The following is a 25,092-nucleotide window of genomic DNA, read 5'->3' as shown; positions in this document are numbered from 1 at the left end:
GAGTATTTATTATGTTTTTAAATGTTACTGATGTAAAAAAGTCATATGGTGAAGGAGATAGCTTAGTACAAGTTCTTAAGGGAGCTAGCTTTGATTTAGAGAAAGGTAAAATTTGTACGATATTAGGCCCTTCGGGATCTGGTAAATCGACTTTACTGAATATAATCGGAGGATTAGAAACTATCGATTCTGGAATTATAATAATTGATAATATTAATCTTTCAAATGCATCTCCAAAGGAATTATCAAGTTTTAGACGAAGCCATCTTGGATTCATATTTCAATTTTATAATCTCGTCCCTAACTTAACTGTTATGGAAAATGTAGAAGTATGTGAATATTTAACAAAAAATCCACTAAATAAAGAAAATCTATTTAAAACTTTAGGATTATGGGATCATAGAAACAAACTTCCAAAGCATTTATCTGGTGGGCAACAGCAAAGGACAGCTATCGCCAGAGCTCTTATAAAGAATCCAAAACTTTTATTATGTGATGAACCCACTGGTGCATTAGATTATAAAACATCCAAAGAAATTCTTCAATTACTAGAGGACGTAAATAAAATATATGGTACTACTATTATTATAGTTACACATAATGATGCAATAAAATATATGTCCCATAAAGTAATTAAAGTTAAAGATGGCAGTATTGAGTCTGTATTTGAAAATTCGAATATACTTCCTGCTTCTCAAATAGAATGGTAATCCCATGAAATAAGGTGAATATAGATGATTTTAAATAAAAGAATTATCCGTGAATTCAAAGAAAATAAAATTAAATATATTGGTTTAATTCTATTGATAATATTAAGTTCAATGGCTCTTGTTGCTTTTTCTAATTCAGCAGACTGCGTTATTCAAATAGGAGAAAAAATAGCTAAAGAAAATAATCTTCAGGATGGCGAATTTCAGGTTAAATTTAAATTAGATAATTTTACTTTACAAAAGATTCATGATGTAGGTGTCACAGTAGATGAAAATTTTTATATTGACTACTCAATTAATAATGATAAAACACTTCGATTATTTAAAGAACGTAAAAATTTAAATAAACTTTCCATAGTTAATGGTAAGAATTTTTCTTCTGATATTGATACTAATATGGATATAATTTTAGATGAACATTTTGCTTCAGTAAATAAATATTCTATTAATCATACATTAGAATTGAACAATTCCCCATACACAGTTATTGGATATGGTGTTGCTCCTGATTATTCTCTTGTAATAAAGAAAATTACTGACTCAAATGCATCACCTGAAAATTTTGGTATAGGTTTTATATCTTCTAATAATTTTAATAAATTTAATAATAATATAACTTATAATTATTCTTTCAAGTTAAATGGATTTTCTTCTGAGAAATTTAAAAATATCCTTAGAAAAAATGCTTCATTAATTTCATTTTTAAATTCTAAGGATAACCACAGAATATCTGGTTATATTGATGATAATCTTACAAATAAAAAGGTTGGCATTATTCTTGGAGTTGTTTTGATAATCATGATTTCTTTTATTATATCTGTATCAATTATTAATACAATAGATCAAGAAAGTGCTATAATTGGAACTTTATATTCTCTTGGATACTTAAAAAATGAACTACTCTATCATTTTTTAATTCTTCCATTGATTCTTGTCAGCATCGGTTCTGTTGTTGGAACATTTTTAGGTTTCCTTCTTGCCAGACCTCTTATAGTAACTTCAACTGAATATTATAGTCTTCCATATATTCCAACAATTTATACACCATCATTATTAATTCTAGGAATATTAGTCCCTATACTGATTGTAGTAATAGTTAACACTTATATTTTATCCAAACGTTTAAATAGTTCTCCACTACAACTATTACGTAATGAAAAAAAACAAGCCAAAATGAATACAATAACTATCCGTCATTTCAGCTTTATTACAAAATTTAGACTTCGTCAATTTTTACGTGAATACAAAAGTAATCTAATTTTATTATTTGGAATAATTATTTCAACATTTTTACTTATTTTTGGATTAGGTACTAATAGTGCTGTAAAAACATATATCCAAAATATAACTACTGAAAACAAATTTCAATATAATTATATTCTAAATTTACCTATTGAAATTACAGAAAATAATGACGTTGAAAAAACTACTGTAACAAGTTTATCAATCTTCTATGAGGATCTTGGCCAAAATATAGATTTAACATTCCAAGGAATTAAAGAAAACTCTAAATTTTATAACTTTAATATTAAAAATTCTGATCCAGGTATATATATATCTAATAATATCCACAATAAACTAGGATTAAATATAGGTGATACTATGTTTTTGAAAGATACTTCTAATAATAAGATTTATAACCTAAAAGTTGCAGGTATCGTAGATTACTCAACTGGTCTATATGTATTTATGAATAGAGAGCAAATGAATTTACTACTTGATAAATCTAAAAGTTACTTTAATTCTTATCTTTCAAGTAAAAAATTAAATATTAATGATAAGTATATTGCTTCTTTGGTAACAAAAGAAAGCCTCATTAAAAGTTGTGAAAATATGACTGCTTCAATGTCGGATGCTATCTTACTTGTAATTATTTTTGCAAGTATAATGTTTGTTATTACCATGTACTTATTACTAAAATTAATTATTGATAAAAACACTTATAGTATTTCATTATTAAAAGTTTTAGGATATACTCAAAAAGAATTAAATAAACTTTATCTAGGAAGTTCATTCTATGTCGTTTTAGTTTCTGCTCTTGTTGCGATTCCATTATGCGCTAACATAACAAAAGCACTATGGCCCAATTTAACATCCGATTTGCAAACTTATATGCCTATATCTTTAACTGGTTATGATTATTTATTTATGTTTATAATTATTTTTACTTCATACTATATTAGCTTATACTTTTTAAAAAGACATTTATATTCAATTCCTATGACAGAAGCTTTAAAAAATAGAGATTAATACAAATTATTACTTTTACGAAAGATAATTAATCTAAGCTTTTTTTAACACAATTTTTTCATAAACGTCAGAGAATCGATGCATAACAACCATGTATTAAACATATTGTAAATGTTAATATGAAAGTGCATAAAAGTTCCAACATGGAAATGTAGGAATTTATGCACTTTTTATGTGTAGTTCTTTTAAGAATTTAAACTCTATTCTATTTAAACCTAACATATTATTAAGAATTAATTTACCATATAGTGATCTTAAAGAATCCTCATACTTTTAATATCTTATCTTTTTCTTCCTCACTTATATAATTTAGGCAATAATTAAATTTTTCTTTGCTCAAATTAAAATCTACCTTATGCTTTACTATTCTCATATATACAATTAGTGACTAATTAAACCATTAGTCATTCTCCTTCAAACATTTATTACATAATACTTTAATTATTTGTATTAGGATACAATGTTGCATGTAATGTAATATAATTATACCATTTTTTAATTAAACTTAAATTAATATTTTATCTGTTATAGTTCATATATTAATTCCATTAAAATTTTCGTTTAGATATGCAGTTTACTGCACTTTTATTCTTATTTACTTTAAGTTTTAGATTATTTTCAATTATATTGGTCATAGATTTCATTACTCTAAACCCTGCTCTTTTTCTTTTGATGTATACATTATCATCATATGCATATCTGCAAAATTTGTGACCTCGCATTTCAAGATCCGTCTAGCCTTATATTTGCTAATAATTGACTTAATTGACTCTTTATTCACTTGTTACCGAAATTACATTAATTAGAATTACACTTTTGAGGTATCTTCTTTCTTTGACTTGTCCAAAGTTGTAAACCTCCTAATGTTCAGTCCTTCATCCTCTATCGAGTTTAGCAGCGTTACTATAACTTCTGATAAATCAGTTATACATAACTGTACAATTTGCACTTGGAAACTTAATTCTTTCAGTACATATCTATCAGACCTCCCCAGGTAAGAGCACGTACTTTCACCTCATCCATCTGCCACATTTACTCTTTCTGTTTCTGATAGTTATTGGGCTTTACTTTGTTTTGCAAGTTTACCCATAGAATTGAATCTCAAATGTGATTCGTATACCTCAAACCAATTCTTTGCTGCCGACTTCCTTCTGATTTCACCTCACTATGGACACCTTTGTCTTATCAATTACAGACTTTCACCGATTAGCTTGTGCCCATACTGGGCACACAAATAAATCCAATAGAAAAGTTTATATTTTATATTGATATAATTATTTGGCAGTCTTAAAATGCAATTCAAATGGAATGTTTTCAGACCATGGCATACATCTTTCTAGTATGTTACTTTCTTTAATTTCTGAACTTGCTAACACTTCAAATAAATATACTAAATACTTTTCCACTGCTAAGACTAATAAACTAGTTGTAAAACGGTGCTTAGATTATCAAATAGCGAAAGCCTAGAGAATCTTATGCCTTGGTCCAATAAGATTTTTGAAAACATAAAAATTAAAGATAAAAAATAAAATTAATCCCATTAAAGACAACTGCCTTACTGGATATTTTAATACATATGAAAATTTAAAAATAGGTACCAAAACTTTTATGATTATAAATATTTAAGCTATATAGACATTCAAATAATCACATTTAGTTATGTACTAAATAATATTTTATAGTAACAGTGTGTATGTAAGCGTGACGCACCTTGCACCCAAACACTTGACATAAAGCCAAAATACCAAGCTCATACAAAAATGAGCTTAGTATTTATTTTGATACTACTCTTATATTAATTTCTTCACTGAATAAAAAGAACTGCTATTTAATTTATTCGCGTTACTCTACTGGTTTGATCTCAGTCAAATCAAAATAACCATAATATCCATCCATATAGACTCCTGCACGATGTCCAAAAAGCAATACTGCTTCTGTTCTAGTAACCAGCTCAATTTCATAACCCTTGCAGGTAACCTTGGTTGCGATTGGATATTTACTATTCCAGTCTTTGATGTACGTATTCACATCATTATAGACAGTATCCGTTTCTGATCTTGAGGTATAATTCTTTCTAATATTTATTCCTAGATTGGTGAGCACCTTTCCGGGTCCAACTTCCTCAATAATCATATCTTTATCTTGTTCTAACAAATACTCTACAGTTTCTAGCCAACGGACAGATGAATATAGCTGTTTTGTTAAGTTTGGAATCAGATCTGTAGTCCTATATGGTACCGCAGTTACATTAGATATTACTGGTATTTCTAAATTTGAAAACTGACAGCTTTGCATATACTTCTCAAACTCAATGCTGGCACTTTTCATATATCTTGAGTGAAATGAAGCACTCACATTAAGTTTCACGAATCTTGCACCTTCCTGCTCAAAAACATTCTTAGCTAATTCGATATCCTTTAATGTTCCAGAGATAACATTTTGTATTTGTGAATTCAAATTTGCAATATCAATCGTATCTAAATTACTTTTATCTAAAACATTTCTTATGTCACTTTTTGACAAACCAATAATTGCTGCCATAGAGCCGCCATTTGCTAAACTCATTAATTCACCACGTTTTTTCACCAGTTTTAATCCAGTTTCAAAATCGAATCCTCCACTTGCAAGAATTGCGCTATACTCACCAAGACTATGACCTGCTAAAAAATCCGGTTTTACCCCTTCCCTTTTTATTTTACTATAATAGGATAATGCATTTATAACATATAGTGCTGGTTGCGTAAACTGTGTGAGGGAAAGTTGATTATCTGGGGCCTCTAAACACAATTTTTCAATGGAATAACCTAAGATATTATCTGCTTTTTTTACTAACTCCGGGAATTCTTTAAATAACTCTTCTCCCATACCTACTTTTTGTGAGCCCTGCCCTGGAAATACATATGTTTTCATCTTTTTTTCTATGAGTATCATAAGTTACAATACTCTTCTCTCCTTTTCCTTATATTTCTGTATCTTTATTTCGCATATAATTTCTTACATAAGTCTACAATAATTTGTTTTGGTTCTGTCTCCGTTAATATAGTCATGTGATTAGAGGAATGAATCTCTATCGTTTCTAATTTAGGCATCTTATCCTTCCACATCTTTGCAAAATAAGCGAAATCATAAGAACGTCCCTTATCCACTAATCTAAAATACTCTTCGCTCTGACCAAATAATGTTCCTTCTGGGTTGCAGAAATAGTAGCACTGCACATCATCTTGATTTGTCAGATTTTTCGCCTCATAAAAGGTAGTACCTGTATCAAGCACATTAAGGATTTTCTGAAAGCCAATTATTAATTTCTTTAACTGTTCCGATGATTTGTGAATCCCTCGTGCTTGGGATATCTGAACTAATTGTTCTAGGAACTCATCATCTGAGACGTCCGTTTTCATTTCACTTTCTGTTACTAAATTCAGTTCTGTATCAGTTGAGAATGCCAGTAATAAATTGCTTGCTCGGAACATTTGATCCTTCTTAAGATTGACCGTTGAAATATTGCTCCATTCTGTTCGCATTATTTCATCCACATAGATTGATTCCAACATAACAATCGAATTCACTTTTTGTCCTTTTAATTGTAACTGACGACAAACTTCATAAGCAAGAATTCCTCCAAGTGACAGTCCCCCTAAATCATATGGTCCATTGGGTTGAATTAATTCTATTATCTTTACATAATATGCTGCCATTTCTTCAAGCCCTTCAATTGGTTCATCCTCTGACATATACCCTCTCGCTTGAATTCCATAAAATGGTCTTTCAAACTCACTTGCTATTAATCGATAAACCTCAACACCTCCAAATCCTCCATGTAACCAAAATACAGGTCTTCCCTCACTGGAATGGTTCATTTTAATTAACTCAGGGTACTTTTGCAAGACAATATATTCATCATTTTGGACACCTGTTCCATAAACCATTGACATTATTTTATTTGTATCATTTTCATCTTTTTTATTTTCTAAAGACTCCTGATTTTCTATCTCTTTCTGCCTATTATCATTCGAATTAACGATATTCAATATATCTTCTATCGTTCCACACTGATAAAGAGACTCAAAATCTACCTTTGGATTTATAATTTGAACCTTTCTTAACAACTGCATAAGAATAATAGAGTCAATACCTAATTCACTGGTACTGTCATTTTTATCTATCTCATCAGCCTTAACTCCAAGCATTTGTGCCAAAACACCCATAACCACTTTGCTAGGCTCCCCTTGCACTATTGGATTTTCAAGTTGAATTTCGAATTTATTTGTTTCCTTTTTTTCATCCTTTAATTCAACCCAATACCGCTTTTGTTCAAACGGATAAACGGGAAGCGAGACTTTTTTTACTTTACGGTGTATATATAATTTTCTCCAGTTAATGGATACTCCGTTTACCCAAAGTTCCACTAGTTTATCCATTTGATTTGACGAAATAAGTGGTTCAACTATATCATCCACCATATTATTTTTATTGAGTAACGACAAAAGATTGTTATTTTCAACTACCCTTCCATAGAAAATCTTACTGCCATAACTTTTCTTCTGACTTATAAAAGCATCCAGTTTTTCTTTTAGCTGTTCTATCGTCCTTACAGTGAATCCAACTCTTTCTTCAAATTCTTCTCTACCAGTCTGAAGTGTATATGCAATGTCAACTAAGTCATCATCCATAAATTGATTTTCCTCAATTGACTCAAGCAACATTCTTACCTGCTTCTCTAAAGCCTCTTTCGTTTTTCCAGAAAGACAAATGCAGCTTGCCTTTAAATTATCCTTGTGATTATAGGATTCTTCCTTTGCATCCTCCATATACTCCTCAATCAACACATGTGCATTCACACCTCCAAATCCAAATGCACTAACTCCTGCTCTTCTTGGTACATTGCTATCGATACGTTCCCATTGGCAATTGGATTTGTTTATATAAAATGGACTATCTTCCAAATTTATATATGGATTTAACTCTTTAAAATTTGACACTTTCAGTATCTTTTTATGTTGTAACGACAATATAACTTTTAGAACTGACACAATGCCAGCTGCTGCCTCAAGATGCCCAATAATTGGCTTCACGCTGCTAATTGCACAGCTATTAGCTTCTAACCTTACACCATATATTTGAGATAGTTCAGTAAATGCATTCTTTAATCCTGTTATTTCAACTGGATCGCCTAGTTTTGTTCCCGTACTATGAACTTCTATATAATTAACGCTGGAAGGATTAATATGCGCCTTCTCATATACACTTTTAATCAATTCTTTCTCTGCAATTGCATTAGGTGCAGTTAAAGAAGCACTCTTTCCTTTGTGGTTCTCTCCAGAACTGCGAATCACTGCATAGATATGGTCACCATCTCTCTTTGCGTTATCTAATCTCTTTAGAAGAATTGCACCAACACCTTCTCCTCTTACTGTACCATCTGCATCTTTATCAAATACACTACACTTTCCGGTTTTACTCAACATCCCAGCTGTGCTGAAGGCTTTATGTACTAGAGGAGATAGAATTAAGTTTACACCACCAGCAATAGCCATATTGCATGTGCCATTTTTAACAGCTTCTGCTGCTTTATGAATTGCCACTAAGGAGCTTGAGCATGCAGTATCGATTGCCTCACTTGGTCCATGAATATTTAATAAGGATGAAATACGGTTTGGCATCATAAAAGGACTTCTTCCCGTAAGTGCATATGGATTAAATTCTGTCAAATTCTTTTCCACTATCTCAGTATAATCTTGTGTGCCAATGCCTACAAAGATACCAGTATCTGTTCCCGACAGATAAGATGGTTTATACCCCGCATCTTCAATTGTATTCCATGTAGTCTGTATAAACATTCTGTGCTGTGGGTCAAGAACTTCTGCCTCCTGTTTTGACATGCCGAAGTAATCAGCATCAAAAAAGCTAACATTCTTCATAAATGCCCCCCACTTCATACATGGGTCATCGAAATCGTGATAATCAAATCTTTCAGTCGGTATTTCCGTTATCAAGGTATCTCCCTGTTCTATTTTATTCCAAAATTCATGTAGATTCTCGGATTGTGGAAACGCTCCATCCATACCAATGATAGCAACCGCATCCTCAAACGCGTCATTTACTGGAGTATTCGTATGAAATAATTGTACCACCTCTTCCTCTTCATTAACATCGTAAAGAACAGCTTCTTCCTCTTTTAAAGTCACTCTTTCCTCTTTATAGAACAACTCCATTTTTTTACTATATTGATTACATATGTAGCTTGCAAGCTTACGAACCGTAGCCTCCTCTAATTCAAAAAAGATTGTTGGCATTAGATCAATATCGTAATTGTCATTAATTAAGTTACATAATTCCGTATTACTTATGCTATCAAATCCATACAGGTTCATATTCTTGTCAATGTCCACATGATCTATTTTCTGCAAAGTCTCTATCGTCTGTGACAAATATCCTAATACTTTGTCTAGCACATCTTTATTTGATGTTGCTTGTTCTACTATATACTTATTATCAACGATCTCTTCTTTTGCCTCAAATGAATCCATTTCATTTGAACTTTGCCCATAAAAAGAACTCAATTCATCAGAATAATTTTTTATTAAATAATTACATAGAGCTCTTACCGTTGGCATCTCTAATTCGAAAAAGATTGTCGGCATAACTTCCAAGCCATAATAGTCATTAATTTTATTGGTATAATCTGTATTGCTAATTGAATCAAATCCACATTCTGACAAATCTTTATCTATATTTAAATCGTTAACCTTAATAAGTTCTTCTGCTGTATTCTGCAAAAATGTCATAACACTCTCTATAAGTTCTTTTTGATTCATTTCACTCTTCACCTCGATTTCTTTCTCCCCCATTTGATCCTCCCTACTATTCAAGTGTGATACGAATTTTTGCAGCTTTTTACCCTCACCATATAATATAAGGACAGTATCATTTTCCTGCATTAAAGAATTTCTAATGGCCTCTAATCCAACCTGTGTTGGCAATGGATAAACACCTGTCCTTTCTTTCTGTCTTTCTAATACAGCAGTTTCCATATGCATTCCACCTTGTTCCCATATAGGCCAGTTAATACTTACTGTCTTTCCGTATCGTTCTCGTTCCATACATAACTTCTTCCGATAACTAGCAAAACTATTCAGAAAGCTATTTGCAACAGCATAATCAGCTTGTCCTATGTTGCCCAGATGTGATATCGATGAAAATAGTAAAAAGAAATCTAATTTTTCATCCTTCATAACTTGGTCCATAATAATTGTTGCGTCAATTTTAGCACGAAGCACTTCTTCTATCTGTAACATTGTCTTATTAATAATAAAACTATCCCTCACAACACCTGCACAGGAAATGATTCCTTGAATTGTTGTAAACTGATCCTTGATCTGTTCTTTCATCCTCATAACATCTTTACGTTTGGACATATCTACGCTAATATAACTTACATTTGCACCTAGCATTCTTAACTCCTCAAGATTCTCCTGCTTTTTAGCATCAAGCACACTTCTTCCAGTCAGAATAAGATTCGCACGGAAATTAGAAGCTAGATATCTTGCTAATGACAGACCTATTTCGCCCATTCCTCCAGTTATTAGATAGGTTCCTCTTTCTTTAAAAGGAACTTTACTATCAAGATGTTTGACATCATCCCGAATCAACTGCTCCATGTACCTGGTATTATCTTGATAATACACCGTGTTTGTATCATCCACTTGCAATTCGCTTTCTATTAAGTCCTTAATGGAATATTGAATACCTTTGATTTTAATGATTCGAAAATATAAATTGGGATGTTCCATCTGAAGAGTTTTCACAAATCCGCTAAGTGCATCATTCATGACAGCCTCATGATTATTCTCATCCTGATACAAATAGAGCAACTTCACTTTATCCCGTATTTTAAGTTTAACAAGTGCTCTTGCAATATGCAGCATTGCATAGAATGCCGTCCGTACATTCTCTCCCGTGCTGTTACCAATATACGTCCATTTGTAAACAATCTGATTTGGCAACTTTCCTCTTCTTCTCAATTCATCAAATAACTTAAAGTAGCTCTCTTCATCGCTAGTAGCGATTTCATATACTCCATTCTGGCATTCTCTGAATTTGTTTCCTGACAATACATAAGTGATATCATTGGCATATCTAAATTCTTGTGCTAATATTTTATCATTATCGAAAATAAGAAGTGAACCCACCTTAGAACGACCATTCATCATTTTTTTGTTGTTCTTCTTCCATACATAATGATACATCTGCATATCCTGCTTATTGACTGGTTCCGTTACATTTGTAGTATTAGACGGTATTTTTCTGATTGTATAATTTCTAATAGACGCTAATAATCTTCCTTCCATATCATATAGCTTTATATTAAACTTTCTAAATTGCTCATGGCTAGTCTTTTCATCTGAATATGTTGCATACGCAAGACATTTCTTTGAAAAATGGTTATAAATATCAATTTTTTCAATTGTATATGGCATAAATGGCGTTTGGTCTACTCGATAGAGCAATCCCGTAATCGATTGAAGACAACCTTCCAATATGGATGGATGCAGTTTAAAGTCTTCAAAATCATGATATCTTTCGCTTGGTATTTCAAGGTAAGCAAGAGATTCTGTATCATTAAAAAACATTTCTTTTATAGGTTGAAACGTAGCACCATATTGATAAACAGAGGCTAACGAAGACTGATAAAAATCTCTTTTTGAAATATATACGTTACATCTTTTTCTGCAAGCTTGTTCTTGGAAAACTTGATTTGGAATTTTTCTATCTGATAACCCAGCTGCTTTATCTTGATACAGCAATTTCCCTTGTGAATGCACAACTTCATTTTCATTTTCCATTGTCACAATACGATAGCTTAGCTGATTAGGATGTTTATTATCCAAGATTACACGTACATCACGTGGCTGCTCTACCGTTATAGGACGTGGCCAAACCACATTTTTAATTCCAATTATATTACCCCGTATTGCGTCCTGACCAGCTGCTCTTGCCATTTCAATATAGACTACTCCGGGTAAAACTAACTTGTTGTTAATAACATGATCCTTTAAAAAGAACTCTTCACCAGTAAATCTGGTTGTATAGCTCTGCTGCATAAAGGAAGAAGTATTCTCATCCAACAGATAGTGTACTTTCTTTGCAGCTACGGAATTTGTCATAGTAGACTGTTTCTTAATCTCTTCTTCCTCTTTCCAAAACCTCTTTTCTTCAAAAGGATATGTTGGCAGACTGACTTTCTTTGGCTTTGCCTGTTCCGTATATAGGCTATCCCAATCAACGGGCTTCCCTGCCATCCAAATTTTCTGCATGTTAACAAGTAACTCATCTACTGCCTCATCAATTACGGATTGTCCGCCATTTAGGTAAAGATTCATTTTTTCTTTTAACTCGGCAATACTATTTACACAGAAAATGGTTCGAGACTCCATTGCTTCTCGTCCCGTCTGTAACGTGTAGGCAATATCTTGTAAATCAAGTGATTCACCCTGTCTGGTTAATAGATATTCATAAATATTTTTTACATATACGTTTAATCTTTCTTCGTTCTTTGCAGATACTGGAATAATACATTTATTGTTGCTATACAGATTCTTTTCTTCGTTTTCCTTATATTCCTCTAAAAGAGCATGCACGTTTGTTCCTCCAATACCAAAAGAACTCAGAGAAACTCTTGCTGGTCTTATACTTTCCTCTAATTCGATTACCTTATTGGTCATGAAAAATGGTGAATCCTCAAAATTGATTTCTGGGTTTGCTTCACTATAATTAATGGTTGCAGGGATTTTTCTATTTTTTAAGCTTAATGCTAACTTAATACATCCAGCTAATCCTGCTGCAGTGTCCAAATGCCCAACATTAGTCTTGACTGAACCAATGCCACAAAACTGCTTTTTATCAGTATATTTTTCATATACCTTTTTCAATGCCTTGAATTCAATCGGATCTCCTAACTTGGTTCCTGTTCCATGAGCCTCAACATAAGAGATTGTCTCTGGATTAATTCCTGTTTTCTCAATCATTTTTTCGATCGCATAAGATTGCCCCTTTATACTTGGTGCATAGAATCCAACTTTCTCTGTTCCATCATTAGAAACGGTAATTCCTTTCAACATTGCATATACGTGGTCGTGGTCTTTTATTGCCTTTTTCGCATTTTTCAACATGATTACTGCCACGCCTTCTCCACCTATCATACCATCTGCCTTTGCATCAAATGCTCGAATATGACCGTCTTTTGAGAAATTCATTCCTGGCACATATAGGTATCCTGCATTATTTTTAGAGTGGATTGTCGAAGCTCCCACTAGTGCGTAGTCAATTTCTCCTGCCTTAATATTCTGATATGCTAGTGATAAACCTACCAATGCAGATGAACAATTAGAATGGACTGCAAAACTTGGACCAGTAAACCCTAATCGATAGGAAATCATAGTTGGAACCGTTCCGGTTTGACTCATCAACCACTTAACATAACTCTCTGAAGAATCAATTAGTCCATCATTCTGCATTCCGCCTGATGTCAGATAAGAGTTATTGCTTGATGACATATAGACACCTGTATTCGGTATGGTTTTCGAAACATATCCTGCATCTTCAACTGCTTTCCACGAATTCTCCAATAACAGACGCATCTGAGGATTCATATTTTCCGCATCCTTTGGTGATATACTGAAAAATTCATTATCGAATAATTCTTTTCCTTCTATACTTAATCGAATTGGTACAAATCTTTTATTCTCTATTAACCCTTTCGGAATGTTCATCTCTATGAGCTGTTCCTTGGTAAGACGGTTCGCACATTCTCGGTTATTTATCAAATTATCCCAGAACTCATCTGCATTCTTTGCACCTGGGAATTGACATGAAAGACCTATAATTGCAACGCAATCTTCATACGCATCAAGCTCATCTTCTTCTTTTTGTTCCGCTTGTGCTTTCATACTATTTTTGACACTAACTAGCTTATTTTCCTTACTCAATTCTTCTGCAATGAACTCGCTTAAATTTGCTATATTGGAATACTCAAATAAATGTGTAACTTTGATATCGCACTTATAATATTCTTTTATTTTTTCTACTATAAGCACTGCTAAGATTGAATCACCACCAGCTTCAAAAAAGCCATCATTTATTTGAATATCATCATTTCCAATGATCATTTTCCAGAATTCAAGCAAAGTAGCTTGTATCTGTTTTAAGTCAATCGTTTCAACTGGTTTGTTTTTCGTTTCTGTCTCTTTCTCGTTGTCTTTACTATGTTCCTTATATTTTCCCAATTCCAATCGATTAATCTTTCCATTCGGTGTTATAGGAAGCATATCAATTTGTACAAATAAATTAGGCATCATATAAACAGGTAGATTGTTTTTCAGATAGGTACGCAGCTGTTTTAAATCAACTTTCTGGTTAGTATCCTTATTTTTACCTACAAAAAAGGCCTTCAATTGCCTATTTCCATCCCGTTCACTTACGATTACTGCACTTTGTTCAATTTGATCATACTCATTCATTCTGGTTTCAATTTCACTTAACTCGATTCGGAAACCATGAATTTTGACTTGATTGTCGGCTCTACCGATAAAATTTATTTCGCCATTGGATGTCCATTTAGCTACATCTCCTGTTTTGTACATTTTGGCACCCACTATAAATGGATTTGCAATAAAACGTTCCTTCGTCAAATCTTCTCTATTATAATATCCTCTTGAAAGACCAGTACCACCAATGTAAAGTTCACCTGGAACACCCACTGGAACAGGCATATTGTTTTTATTCAAAATATAAACTTGTGTATTGGCCATCGGTTTCCCGATTGTAATCTCTTCACCTTCTTCTATTCTTTTCATGGTAGACCAAATCGTTGTCTCTGTTGGACCAAACATATTCCATACTTCGCTGTGACTTTCCATAAAATATTTTCTTAATTTTTTCGGCAGCGCTTCTCCACCACAAAGGATTTTAACATGCTCTTCATTTCTCCATCCGACTAAATTGAGTGCCATCCATGTAGCTGGTGTTGCCTGCATAACAGTAGGTTTCACTCGCTGAATTTCTTTCTTCAGCTTTTCAATGTCCTTTTTCTTTTCTGTACTACAGATATAGTATTTCGCCCCTTTGATTAAAGGTAAATATAATTCAAGTCCCGCAATATCAAAACAAAATGTTGTAACTGCAAGTAACGTGTCATCCTCACCAAATCCAGGAATATCAGCCATCTGTAATAAAAAGTTTGTTAATGCTTCGTGAGGAATCATAACTCCTTTTGGTTTTCCTGTACTTCCAGAGGTATATAGTACATATGCTAGATTACGCTTTCCAACCTTGTGTGAAAGACTCCCTGTGATATTCAGAGTATCCATTTCCGCATCCATAAAAATTGTACGTAATCCCTTTGTATTTAAATAACCTTTCTTTTGTTTCATAGCTGATTGCGCCAAAATAATATTGATATTGCTATTTTCTATCATATATTCCACACGCTCATTTGGATATTCTGGATCAAGTGGCACATAAGCTCCACCAGCCTTAAGAATTGCTAACAATCCCACAATCATATCCAGTGAACGTTCTACACAGATTCCAACAAGCGTATCTGCCACTACACCTATAGATTGTAAATATATGGCTAGTTTCTCGCTTTTTTCATTCAATTGCTTATAAGTTAATGATTCATTTTCATAAACTACCGCAATTCTGTCAGGATTTGCATCTGCCTGTTCTTCAAATAATTCATGCACCATTTTTGTATTTGGATAAGTAATCTCTGTGTCATTCCAATCAAATAGAATTTTATTTTTTTCCTCATCTGATATAAGAGGATACTTCTGTATCTCCTTATCTGGATTTTCTGCAAGTTTTTCAGAAAGAGCTGCAATGTTTTTTGCATAATGTTCCATTAATCCCCTAGAGTACATCATTTCATTATATTTTATGCTTAGCAAAATACCATTTTCTTCTTCTAACACTTCTAAGACAAAATCATATTCCCCTTTTTGATGAATCGCAGAAAGGAATTTTATGTTAAACATGGTTTCATATTTTTTAAGAGATGACACAAAATCTGACTCTAAAAAATTCTGGTAATAATAAGCTACCTTGAAAATTGGTGAAGTATCCCCGTTTCTCTCCTTCCTTCTGTCTTTGATAATATAAGTACATGGGTAATCTGCATGATCTAAACAATCAAGCATTTTATTCTGTAAATCTCTTGCATAGTCTTGAAACTTGTCTGACTCCTTTATCTGGCTTCGAATTGGAATCATATTAATAAAATATCCGAGCAAGGATTCAAATCTTTCCTCTGGTCTGCCCATGCTGGCAACTCCAACAGTAATATCACTCTGGTTCGTACACTGATATAGAAAAATATTTAAAACAGATAAGAAAAAAGATGGCAAACTAATTCTTTGTGCGTTTGCAAATGCTTTTATCTTCTTCTTTATCTCACTTGATAATGACAATTGAAACATGTCACCTATTGCACCACTTTGCTTGCTTTCCGATAGATCCGGCATAAGCTCAGTAGCTGTTAATTCTCCTTGGAGCTGTTGTTTCCAAAATTCACTATGTTCCTTGCCTCTTCTCCCAGATAACATAGTTGTTTCCCAATCTACAAAATCCGAATAGGAATCTTTTCTATCAACTAACTTTGGTTCTTTCTGCTCTACAAGCTGTTGATATGCATGCAATAATGCCTTGGTCAAAATGACAGATGAAGTTCCATCACAGATAATATGATGTATATTAACTAATACTGTTTGATTATTTGGGCTTTCTAATACCTGTACCCGAAATAATGGTCCTTCATTGAGCGTAAACGGCTGGTTTGCGATTTCCTTAATATATGCTGCCATCTCAAAATCATCTTTGTTTTCAATTTGCATAACTTCATAACTAAGTAGCATTGCTGTATCAATCACTTGATACAGCTTTCCACTTTCTTCAATAATGGTGCTCTTTAAAATAGGATATTGCTTCCATATAAATTCTACCGCCTTACGGAATAAATTAAGATTTTCCTTTTTTTGAAACCGAAAGCAAATTGGAATGTTATAGGACGTGTTTTCCTTGTCCATATTTTGAATTGCCCATAATCCCTTTTGTCCTTCTGAAAGCAAACTCTTTGTTTTTCGACTTAATCCAATATTATTTAGTTTTTTTAGTAGTTCTTTCGTTGAAATCTTTCTGTTTTCGTAATCATTAAAATATGACTCCATAACCTTATCATCAATCATTTTTCTTTACTCCCATAGTGTTTTTTAACTCATCAATTGTTATTGATTCTTCTCTAAATTGATTAATTAAGTCCATGGCATCACTGTCATGATATTCTTCATTCGCATCTTCTTCTAAATCCTCTTGAACTTCTAAATTTAATTTCTTGTTTAAATATTCCGATAGTAAATTTACGGTAGGATATTGAAAAATTTCTCGACTTGCTAGTACGCAATCAAACTTCTTTCCAAACTCTCTTGCAAATTTCATAACCATAATAGAATTCATACCATAATCCAGAATATCACGATTTAATTCAATCTTATCTTTTGATAACCCTAGCCAATCTGAAAGCAATGATAAAATATACGCTTTCACATTATTACTGTCTCCATCATATTCCTGATCTACATTTTTTTCCTGTATTGATCTGTTTGGTTCATTCTCAAAAGTCTTAACCTTAGACTCATCAAAATACCAATATTTATCCTTTTTAAAAGGATATCCCGGTAAAGATACACGATGTTGTTCTTTCTCTGTATGATACAAATCATTCCATTCCACATGATTTCCCCTTGTCCAATAAACGCAAAGCATCTCTAAATCATGGTTTTCTATCATTTGTTTAAGCATCATTTTTTCATATCTTTGGTATACAGCACCTACCTTTTCCCGTTCCTTATCCGGCTGGCTTATAAAGATATGTTCAAGCTCCTGTATCGGTGTTTTCCCTTCTTTATAGTTGAGATAATCATGCATCCGATTAAGCAGTTCGGCTCGATTATTAGTTATAATCGCCATTCTAAAATGCTGCTCCATTCTTCCGTTCTGCAATGTATATGCAATATCATCTAACAATGCCATTTCACTTTTTTCAATAAATTCACAATTAATTTTCACTACTTCATAAAGCTGTTGCTCATCTGACGCCTGAAAATTAAAAATATGTTCTCTTTCCTGTTCCTCACGAACATTTAGATTTTCTTCTTGTACATACTCTTCAATCACTGCAAATGCATTTGTTCCACTATTAGCAAATGTACTGATTGCACCCTGTAGTGGCTTGTTATTTCTTCTTTCCCACTTCACACTGTTTACATTGATTCTAAATGGTGTATTGTTTAAGGTAATATTAGGATTCTGTGTTTCGAAATTACTTACACCAAATATCGTTTTATTCTTCATAGCCAAAAGCATACTTATTAAACTGGTGATTCCAGAAGCCGCAAATGTGTGTCCTACGATTGGCTTTACTGTTCCAAGATAACATTCATGGCTGTTGACTGCATGGTTACGGAATACACTTTTTAGTCCTTCTATCTCTGAAGCATCGCCTAATGGTATTCCAACACTATGCGTCATAATGTACTGGATATCTTGTGGGTTAACGTCATATTTTTCAAGCACATTTTCCATAAGTTCAGCTTCTCTTCTTGGATTAGGAGACATAATTCCAGTTCCTCGTCCGTTGTAATTAACCCCACTTCCTTTAATACAGCCATATACATGGTCATGATCTGCAATCGCCTTTGACAAAGGTTTCAGGACAACAGCTGCTACAGTTTCAGATGGTACTAAGCCATTCGCCCTACTGTCAAAGACATATGCCTTTCCATCTTCTGAAAGCATCTCTAGCCGATCCATTTCCTCATAAAATACTGGAGATGTGATGAGACAAACTCCGCCTGCAATCGCCATATCACAGTCTTCGTTCCGTAACGATAGACATGCCTGATGCAATGCAACCAAACCAGAAGAACAAGATGCCGTAACCGACATGTTTGGTCCTTTCAAATCTAATGCATATGCAATTCGACTAGAAAGCATTGCATTTTGATCAATACTTACATTTCCTGATTTTCTGGCCATAAATGCGTATTGGCTCTCTTCTGCTCCTACAAAAACACCACAGGATTTCCCTTTAATGCGCTCTCCCATATATCCTGCATCTTCAAGTGAGTGCCACGCTTCTTGTAGAAATACTCTCTGACAAGGATCCATCAACTTAGCTTCTTTTGGAGATATGTTAAAGAATAGTGGGTCGAATTCATCAATACCTTTAATAAATCCTCCTCGTTTACATTTAAGCTGCTCCAAACTGCTGGCTTCATCCACTCTCCAACGATCTTTCGGTATACTTGTAATACATTCTTCTTTTTCGAGTAGTTTATTCCAAAGTTCATCAACCGTGTCTGTCTGTGGGAACCGTCCGCTCATTCCAATGATGGCAATTGGCTCCTGTTTCTTACTGGAAACCTGTATATCTTTTGTTTTGAGACACTCGTTGTCATCTTTCCTACTCTTATCAACCATTTTTTTCTCATTGGTTTCCTGTTGGGTACTCTTTTTACCAAGACACAGATTGATATCTTGTGTATAGTTCTCGGCTAAGTATTGTGCAATTTGGGAAATAGTAGGATACCCCAATATCGTTGTAGCATTAATATCAATTTTGTACTGGTCACTTATTCTTCGTGCAAAATCAAATAGTATAATAGAATCAAATCCGTAATCTGTTAGATATGTTTCTACATCCAGTTTTTCAACAGGTATTCCCTGCATTTCATTTACAATTTTCTTAATATCCATTTCTATTGTATCTACTAATTCATGAGTATTTGCTTGATGATTCTCTTTTAGCTCTTTACTATAAGTCATTGTCTGCCCCTCCTCATCTGTATTTTGTAACTTGAGGTTATTATAAATTTTCTTCTTATCCCCTGCTATCACAAAGTATTCTTTATTTGATCTCGAAAGCAACTGTTCAAACAGTGCAATTCCTTCTTCTGTCTCAAGGTAACGCTGCCCACTTACATTAAGATAGGCTTCGCTGTTACCACCACTAAGCTTCATTCCACCGTCTCTCCATAACGGCCAACCAACGGCAATGGTTTTTTTCGATATTTCTCCTTTTTCCTGTAAGCGATTTAGCCAAGCAGAATATGCCATTTCAAATCGATTTCCAAGTGAATAGTCGCACATACCAAAATCACCAAGAACCGCTGCTAAAGATGAAAAATAGCAGATAAAGTCAACAGAATATGCTTCTAATACTTCGCTAAGAATCTGGATTCCTTTTATCTTAGGTTCAATGGTTTGACAAAACGTTTCTACATCTTTATTTAAAATATTTACCTCATTAGCAGTTCCTGCCATATAGAGCACACCATCAATTGTGGTAAAATACTGAACTGCCTCTCGAATTACATTTTCCATTTCTGCTTTATTACAAACACCTGCTTGAACATAAATAACATTTCCACCTAATTCTTCAAGTTCGCGAATCCGACTTTTTCTTTCTTCATCCAAGATTTTTCTTCCTGTCAAAACAAGATTAGCATTATATTGTTTCGTTAAGTGCTTAGCAAATAAGAATCCTAATTTACCCATTCCTCCAGTAATTAAATAGGTACCATTTCTCTTAATTGCAACCTCTCTATTCTTCATAGTTTGTGGCTGTACCTCAAGTTCATACCTTTTTCCATCATTATGTACTGAACTTTTATACATATTTGACGCATTTGCTTCTAACACTATCTTTTCCGCATCTTTCTCCGTCACAATACTTTCTTGCAAATTGTCGCTTTCAAACATTATCGTATTAACCTGCGTCCTGAATATCATATTACCTAATGAGCGTTCGAAACCAATCCATGACTCCAGATAGCAACGCTGTAATCCGTTCTGATACTGTCCTACTAACAATAATTTATTTGCATTTACTTGTTCTACTGCCAAAGCTTTTATGATGTGAAGCAAAGTTTTATAGTCGCTCACATAAGCAAGCTCTTCATAAGGCCAGAAGTAGATGATCTTCGATATATTATCATTCTCATTTACTATTGTTCTAAATGCTTGCTGAAAAGACTCTTGCTTATCTGCATTTACTGTATAACAGTCTTCATTCAATCTTAATGACTCTAATCCAGCTGCTATAAATACTACATTTACATTAGGATTTTGATAGATAAATTGTTCCTTTAATGCTCTCTGATTTGTTTCCTTTGAGACGAGACACACAATCGTTTCTGCCTTACACTCCGGCTTTTCTTTTATTTCCTTCTCTAACCATTGCTCTGCAAAAAGATAGAGAGATTCTTTTTTCTTTTTTTTATCTATAATTTGTTCTTCTTGAACTGCTTGTTGTTCTGGTATTTTATCTATCCAGATATGCTCTTTCGCAAATGGATATGTTGGGAGTGATATTCTTCTTTTATCACATTCTTCATTAAGCATATTCCAATCAATCGAATAACCTTCAATCCATAAACTAATAAGCTTCTCTAAATCTGAAGTACTTTTCTCTCCTACTAATGCATCATTTGTGTCAGTAGCTTTGGAAGAAAATCCATTTCCTATCTTCCCATAAAAAATATGATTTGAGTCAAATTTTCCGAATTGATATTGCACTAATTTCATTCTTAAATCATTGATTGACTTGACGATAAATCCAAGCCGATATTTCATATGTTCTCTTGCATGCTGCAATGTGTATGCCATATCAATTAAATGCTTATCTTCTAAATATTTTTTATCGATTGCATCAATATATTTCTGGACATAATCATCAAGAGTCGCGCTATCTTCTGCTGAGAGAAGAAATACCACTTTATTCTCTTCTTCGTCATTTGGAGAGGAGAACTTTTCCTTGTATTCCTCAATTACTACGTGCACATTTGTTCCTGTAGCACCAAATGAGTTGATTGCTCCGCATAACGGTTTATTATTTAATGACTCCCAATTTTTAAGTTTAGTTGTGATATAAAAAGGACTATTTCCCATATCAATCTTAGAATTTGTTTTTTTAAAATTTAGCATAGGAGGAATCTGCTTATACCTTAAAGAAAGCAATAGTTTGATAACCCCCAGAATGCCCGATCCAAAAAATGCATGTCCCAGATTCGGTTTATATGACCCAATGCTACAATATCCTTTCTTATCCGTATATCCTTGAAATGTATTGGTTAGTGCCTGAAACTCAATTGCATCTCCTAATTCAGTTCCTGTTCCATGTGCTTCAATCATGGTAATGTTCTCAGGTGATATCTTAAATCGTTCATAAACTTTTTTTTGTAAACTCGTTTGTGCTTTATTACTTGGTGCCGTAATCCCATTTGTCTTTCCGTCTTGATTGATTCCCCACCCACGAATAACTCCATAGATATGATCCTTGTCTGCAATTGCTTTCTCAAGAGGTTTTAGTATAACGACGCCTATTGCTTCACCTATTACTGTTCCATTCGCTCTCGCATCAAATGTATAGCACTTTTCATCAGGTGAAAACAGCAGTGATTGACTTGAACCTACCATCATGCTTGGAGTCGAATAGATTCCTCCACCCCCGGCTATTGCCACTTCACAGTTTCCTAATACTAAATTGTCACACGCTTCTTCTATGACTGTCAGCGTTGATGAACAGGCAGTATCAGAGAATACTGCAGGACCAGTCAAATTCAAAAAATAGGAGATTCGACTACTAGCAAATGAATTCGTTGGATTATAATACGCCCGATCAGCTGTCATCACTATTTTTTCTTCATAATCACCTTTTGCACAGCAAAATACTCCCCATGACTGTTCACTTATACTTTTGGGATTATAACCAGCATCCTCGATTGCTTTCCATGTTTCTTCCATAAAGATTCGTTCACTAGGATCCATGTGTACTGCTTCTTTCGGAGATATCTTAAAAAATAGTGGATCGAATTGATCTACATTCGATATAAATCCCCCTCTTTTCACATAGGATTTACCAGGTATCTTTTGCCTAGAATCATAGAAATCATCAATATTACATCCCCGCTCTTTAGGAAACTCTTTAATACTGTTTCTTCCAGTTTTTAAATTTTCCCACAGCTCATTTACATTGTCTGCATCTGGAAACCGTCCCGACATACCTATGATTGCAATCTGCATAGTATATGGTTCTATGTGATTGCTGCTTTCCTGGGATTGACCTACATAGACATCCTTGCAATAATCATAGAACTGCTTAATATTGTTTTTATCGTGAAATATATCAAAATGGTTATCTCCATTTAAAATAATGGTCTTAATTGATGGAAAGACTTTGCTCCATTTTTTCATCAACGGCAGTAGCGAACCATGTTTTCTCTGTATATTCTCTAAATAGTCTGGATTCCATAACTTCTTCGAAACTGCATTTGCACTTTTTGTACGAAAAAGATAGATTCTTGTTGTTTCACGTTTTAACAATGGTAATGCCTTGTAATTACGTATGGCTTCAAGATTTGAACTATGCACCTTTGCCATAGAAGAAATCTTAAATGCTAATTCTTTTTCACTTTGCTTTAATCCTCTCTTCTTACAGCACTTCACTACATAATCGAGTAATTTTTCATTTAGAACGTCTGCTATTTCCTCCTTAGAGATTGGGATATATCCACTGTCTATCTCTTGCGCTTTCACTCTACTTAATAAGGTCAAAAGAAGAAAGTTTGCATTCATCAATAGATTATTCCTATCGTTTGTTACAAATAAATCTTTTTCATTTCCGTCAATATAAGGTGCTTCTACAAGAATCAGTGTATCTGTTTTCTTCCCTGCTAATTGCAACTGATGTACTATTTCATATGCAATGGTTCCGCCAAATGAAAAGCCTGCTATATGGTAATGTCCCTGTTGCTGTATCTCCGTAATAATTTCACAATAATATTTTGCAATATCTACTACAGATGTTAGCGGCTCCTTATTCATCGAAAGGAAGCCACACGCTTTTATTGCTATCATTCGAAATGATCTGTCCGATTCATTTGCAATATCACTATAGATTCCTACGTCCCCAGATAACGGATGGATCCAGAAGGTTAATGGTCCTTCTCCTTCTAGCGTCAATGGAACAACTTCCTCATACTTTTTCATAATGCTATGCATTCTTTTTTGAAGTGGAACCTGTTTTTCAACATGTTCCGTTTCCACATTCTCATTTTCACAAAACTTGATAATCTCATTCAATGTCCTACTATTTAACTGTCTTGTAGAAATATTAACACCTAATTCTTGTTGTAAATATGCAAGGAGTTCGGTAAAATCTAAGGAATCTAATCCTAGTTCATGCAATGTCTTGTCTTTCACATCTGTGTTTATATCTAATCTTTTATTGATAAACTCGATGAGCAGCTCACCTGCATTCTTCTTTCTTTCTCCCTGACCTTTACTACGTCCTCCAAGCCAAACACGTTCTTTTATATTGTACTTTATTAAAACTCCACATCCTTGGTTTTCCAAATCATCTGGTCTATAATTTTTTACTAAGCCAAGCACTTTTGCTCCATGAGATTGATGAAATTGCAAGGTCGGATCATCGACCTTGCCATCTATAAATCTAGCTTTCATATACTCTTGCATCGTATTTAAACCAGATTTTAAGAAATCTCTACAACGTGTCACAGCATACACATGCTTAATTTCTGGGTGAAGAGAAAAATATTCCAAAGCAAATTCCAGTAGTTCATATCCCCATCCTCTATCCTGATAATCCAATCTTACATTTAATGTAATCAATTGAATACATTCACCGTCTGCAACTCTGTATTTTTCAAGTGCATTGGACTTCACATGCCTAATATTGGTTTCATACAATCTTTGCGTATATAAAACACCCACGACTTCCCCCTGATATTCAAGAGCAAAGTTCAAACAAGCATTACTATTAATTCTTTCTTCAAGTTCTAATTGATCAGCCCTGACCTTTTCTGCCCAACAGTCTCTTTCTATCTTCAGAAGCGAATCCATATCCTTCAACTGCGCTAGACGAATTAAATAATCACGACTTGTACAATAATTTTCATCGTATTTCCCACTTTTAAATTCACTTTCGTAATCTGCCATAGGAAATTTAAATGATTTTGCATATTCAAGAAATTTATCACATAGATATCCTATACTCATA

Annotated in this window: 8 protein-coding genes; 2 read left to right on the top strand and 6 right to left on the bottom strand. The window is 33.6% G+C overall.

Going from position 1 to position 25,092, the window contains the following annotated elements; all coding sequences use genetic code 11:
- Positions 1 to 11 precede the first annotated feature (11 nt).
- Positions 12 to 710 carry an ABC transporter ATP-binding protein gene (locus tag CSPA_RS01870; RefSeq protein ID WP_015390523.1) on the top strand — a complete coding sequence of 233 codons (699 nt, stop codon included), beginning with the start codon at positions 12 to 14 and terminating at the stop codon, positions 708 to 710.
- Between the two features lie 24 nt (positions 711 to 734).
- Positions 735 to 2,960, top strand: coding sequence for an ABC transporter permease (locus tag CSPA_RS01865; RefSeq protein WP_015390522.1), 2,226 nt, complete (start codon positions 735 to 737; stop codon positions 2,958 to 2,960).
- A gap of 548 nt (positions 2,961 to 3,508) precedes the next feature.
- Here the strand turns inward: CSPA_RS01865 and CSPA_RS30450 are convergent.
- The 6 genes from CSPA_RS30450 to CSPA_RS01850 form a co-directional block, all read right to left on the bottom strand.
- A complete protein-coding gene (locus tag CSPA_RS30450; protein WP_015390521.1) occupies positions 3,509 to 3,682 on the bottom strand; it encodes a hypothetical protein in 174 nt (57 codons plus the stop codon).
- An 86-nt stretch (positions 3,683 to 3,768) separates the two neighbouring features.
- Entirely contained in the window at positions 3,769 to 3,909 is a 141-nt protein-coding gene (locus CSPA_RS29655; protein WP_157228431.1) for a hypothetical protein, read from the bottom strand.
- A gap of 325 nt (positions 3,910 to 4,234) precedes the next feature.
- A complete protein-coding gene (locus CSPA_RS30695) occupies positions 4,235 to 4,366 on the bottom strand; it encodes a hypothetical protein (protein WP_278046196.1) in 132 nt (43 codons plus the stop codon).
- Positions 4,367 to 4,802: 436 nt separating this feature from the next.
- On the bottom strand, positions 4,803 to 5,870 hold the full coding sequence (gene fabD, locus CSPA_RS01860; RefSeq protein WP_241393352.1) for an ACP S-malonyltransferase: 1,068 nt from the start codon (positions 5,868 to 5,870) through the stop codon (positions 4,803 to 4,805).
- 65 nt (positions 5,871 to 5,935) lie between these two features.
- Entirely contained in the window at positions 5,936 to 17,200 is an 11,265-nt protein-coding gene (locus CSPA_RS01855; protein WP_015390519.1) for a non-ribosomal peptide synthetase, read from the bottom strand.
- On the bottom strand, positions 17,193 to 25,091 hold the full coding sequence (locus tag CSPA_RS01850) for an SDR family NAD(P)-dependent oxidoreductase (RefSeq protein ID WP_015390518.1): 7,899 nt from the start codon (positions 25,089 to 25,091) through the stop codon (positions 17,193 to 17,195). Before CSPA_RS01850 ends, CSPA_RS01855 begins: the two co-directional genes overlap by 8 nt.
- Position 25,092 lies beyond the last annotated feature (1 nt).

This window comes from Clostridium saccharoperbutylacetonicum N1-4(HMT) (assembly GCF_000340885.1).
Taxonomy (GTDB): Bacteria; Bacillota; Clostridia; order Clostridiales; family Clostridiaceae; genus Clostridium; species Clostridium saccharoperbutylacetonicum.
The sequence above is the reverse complement of the archived record's forward strand: the minus strand, read 5'-3'. Positions and strand labels throughout refer to the sequence as shown.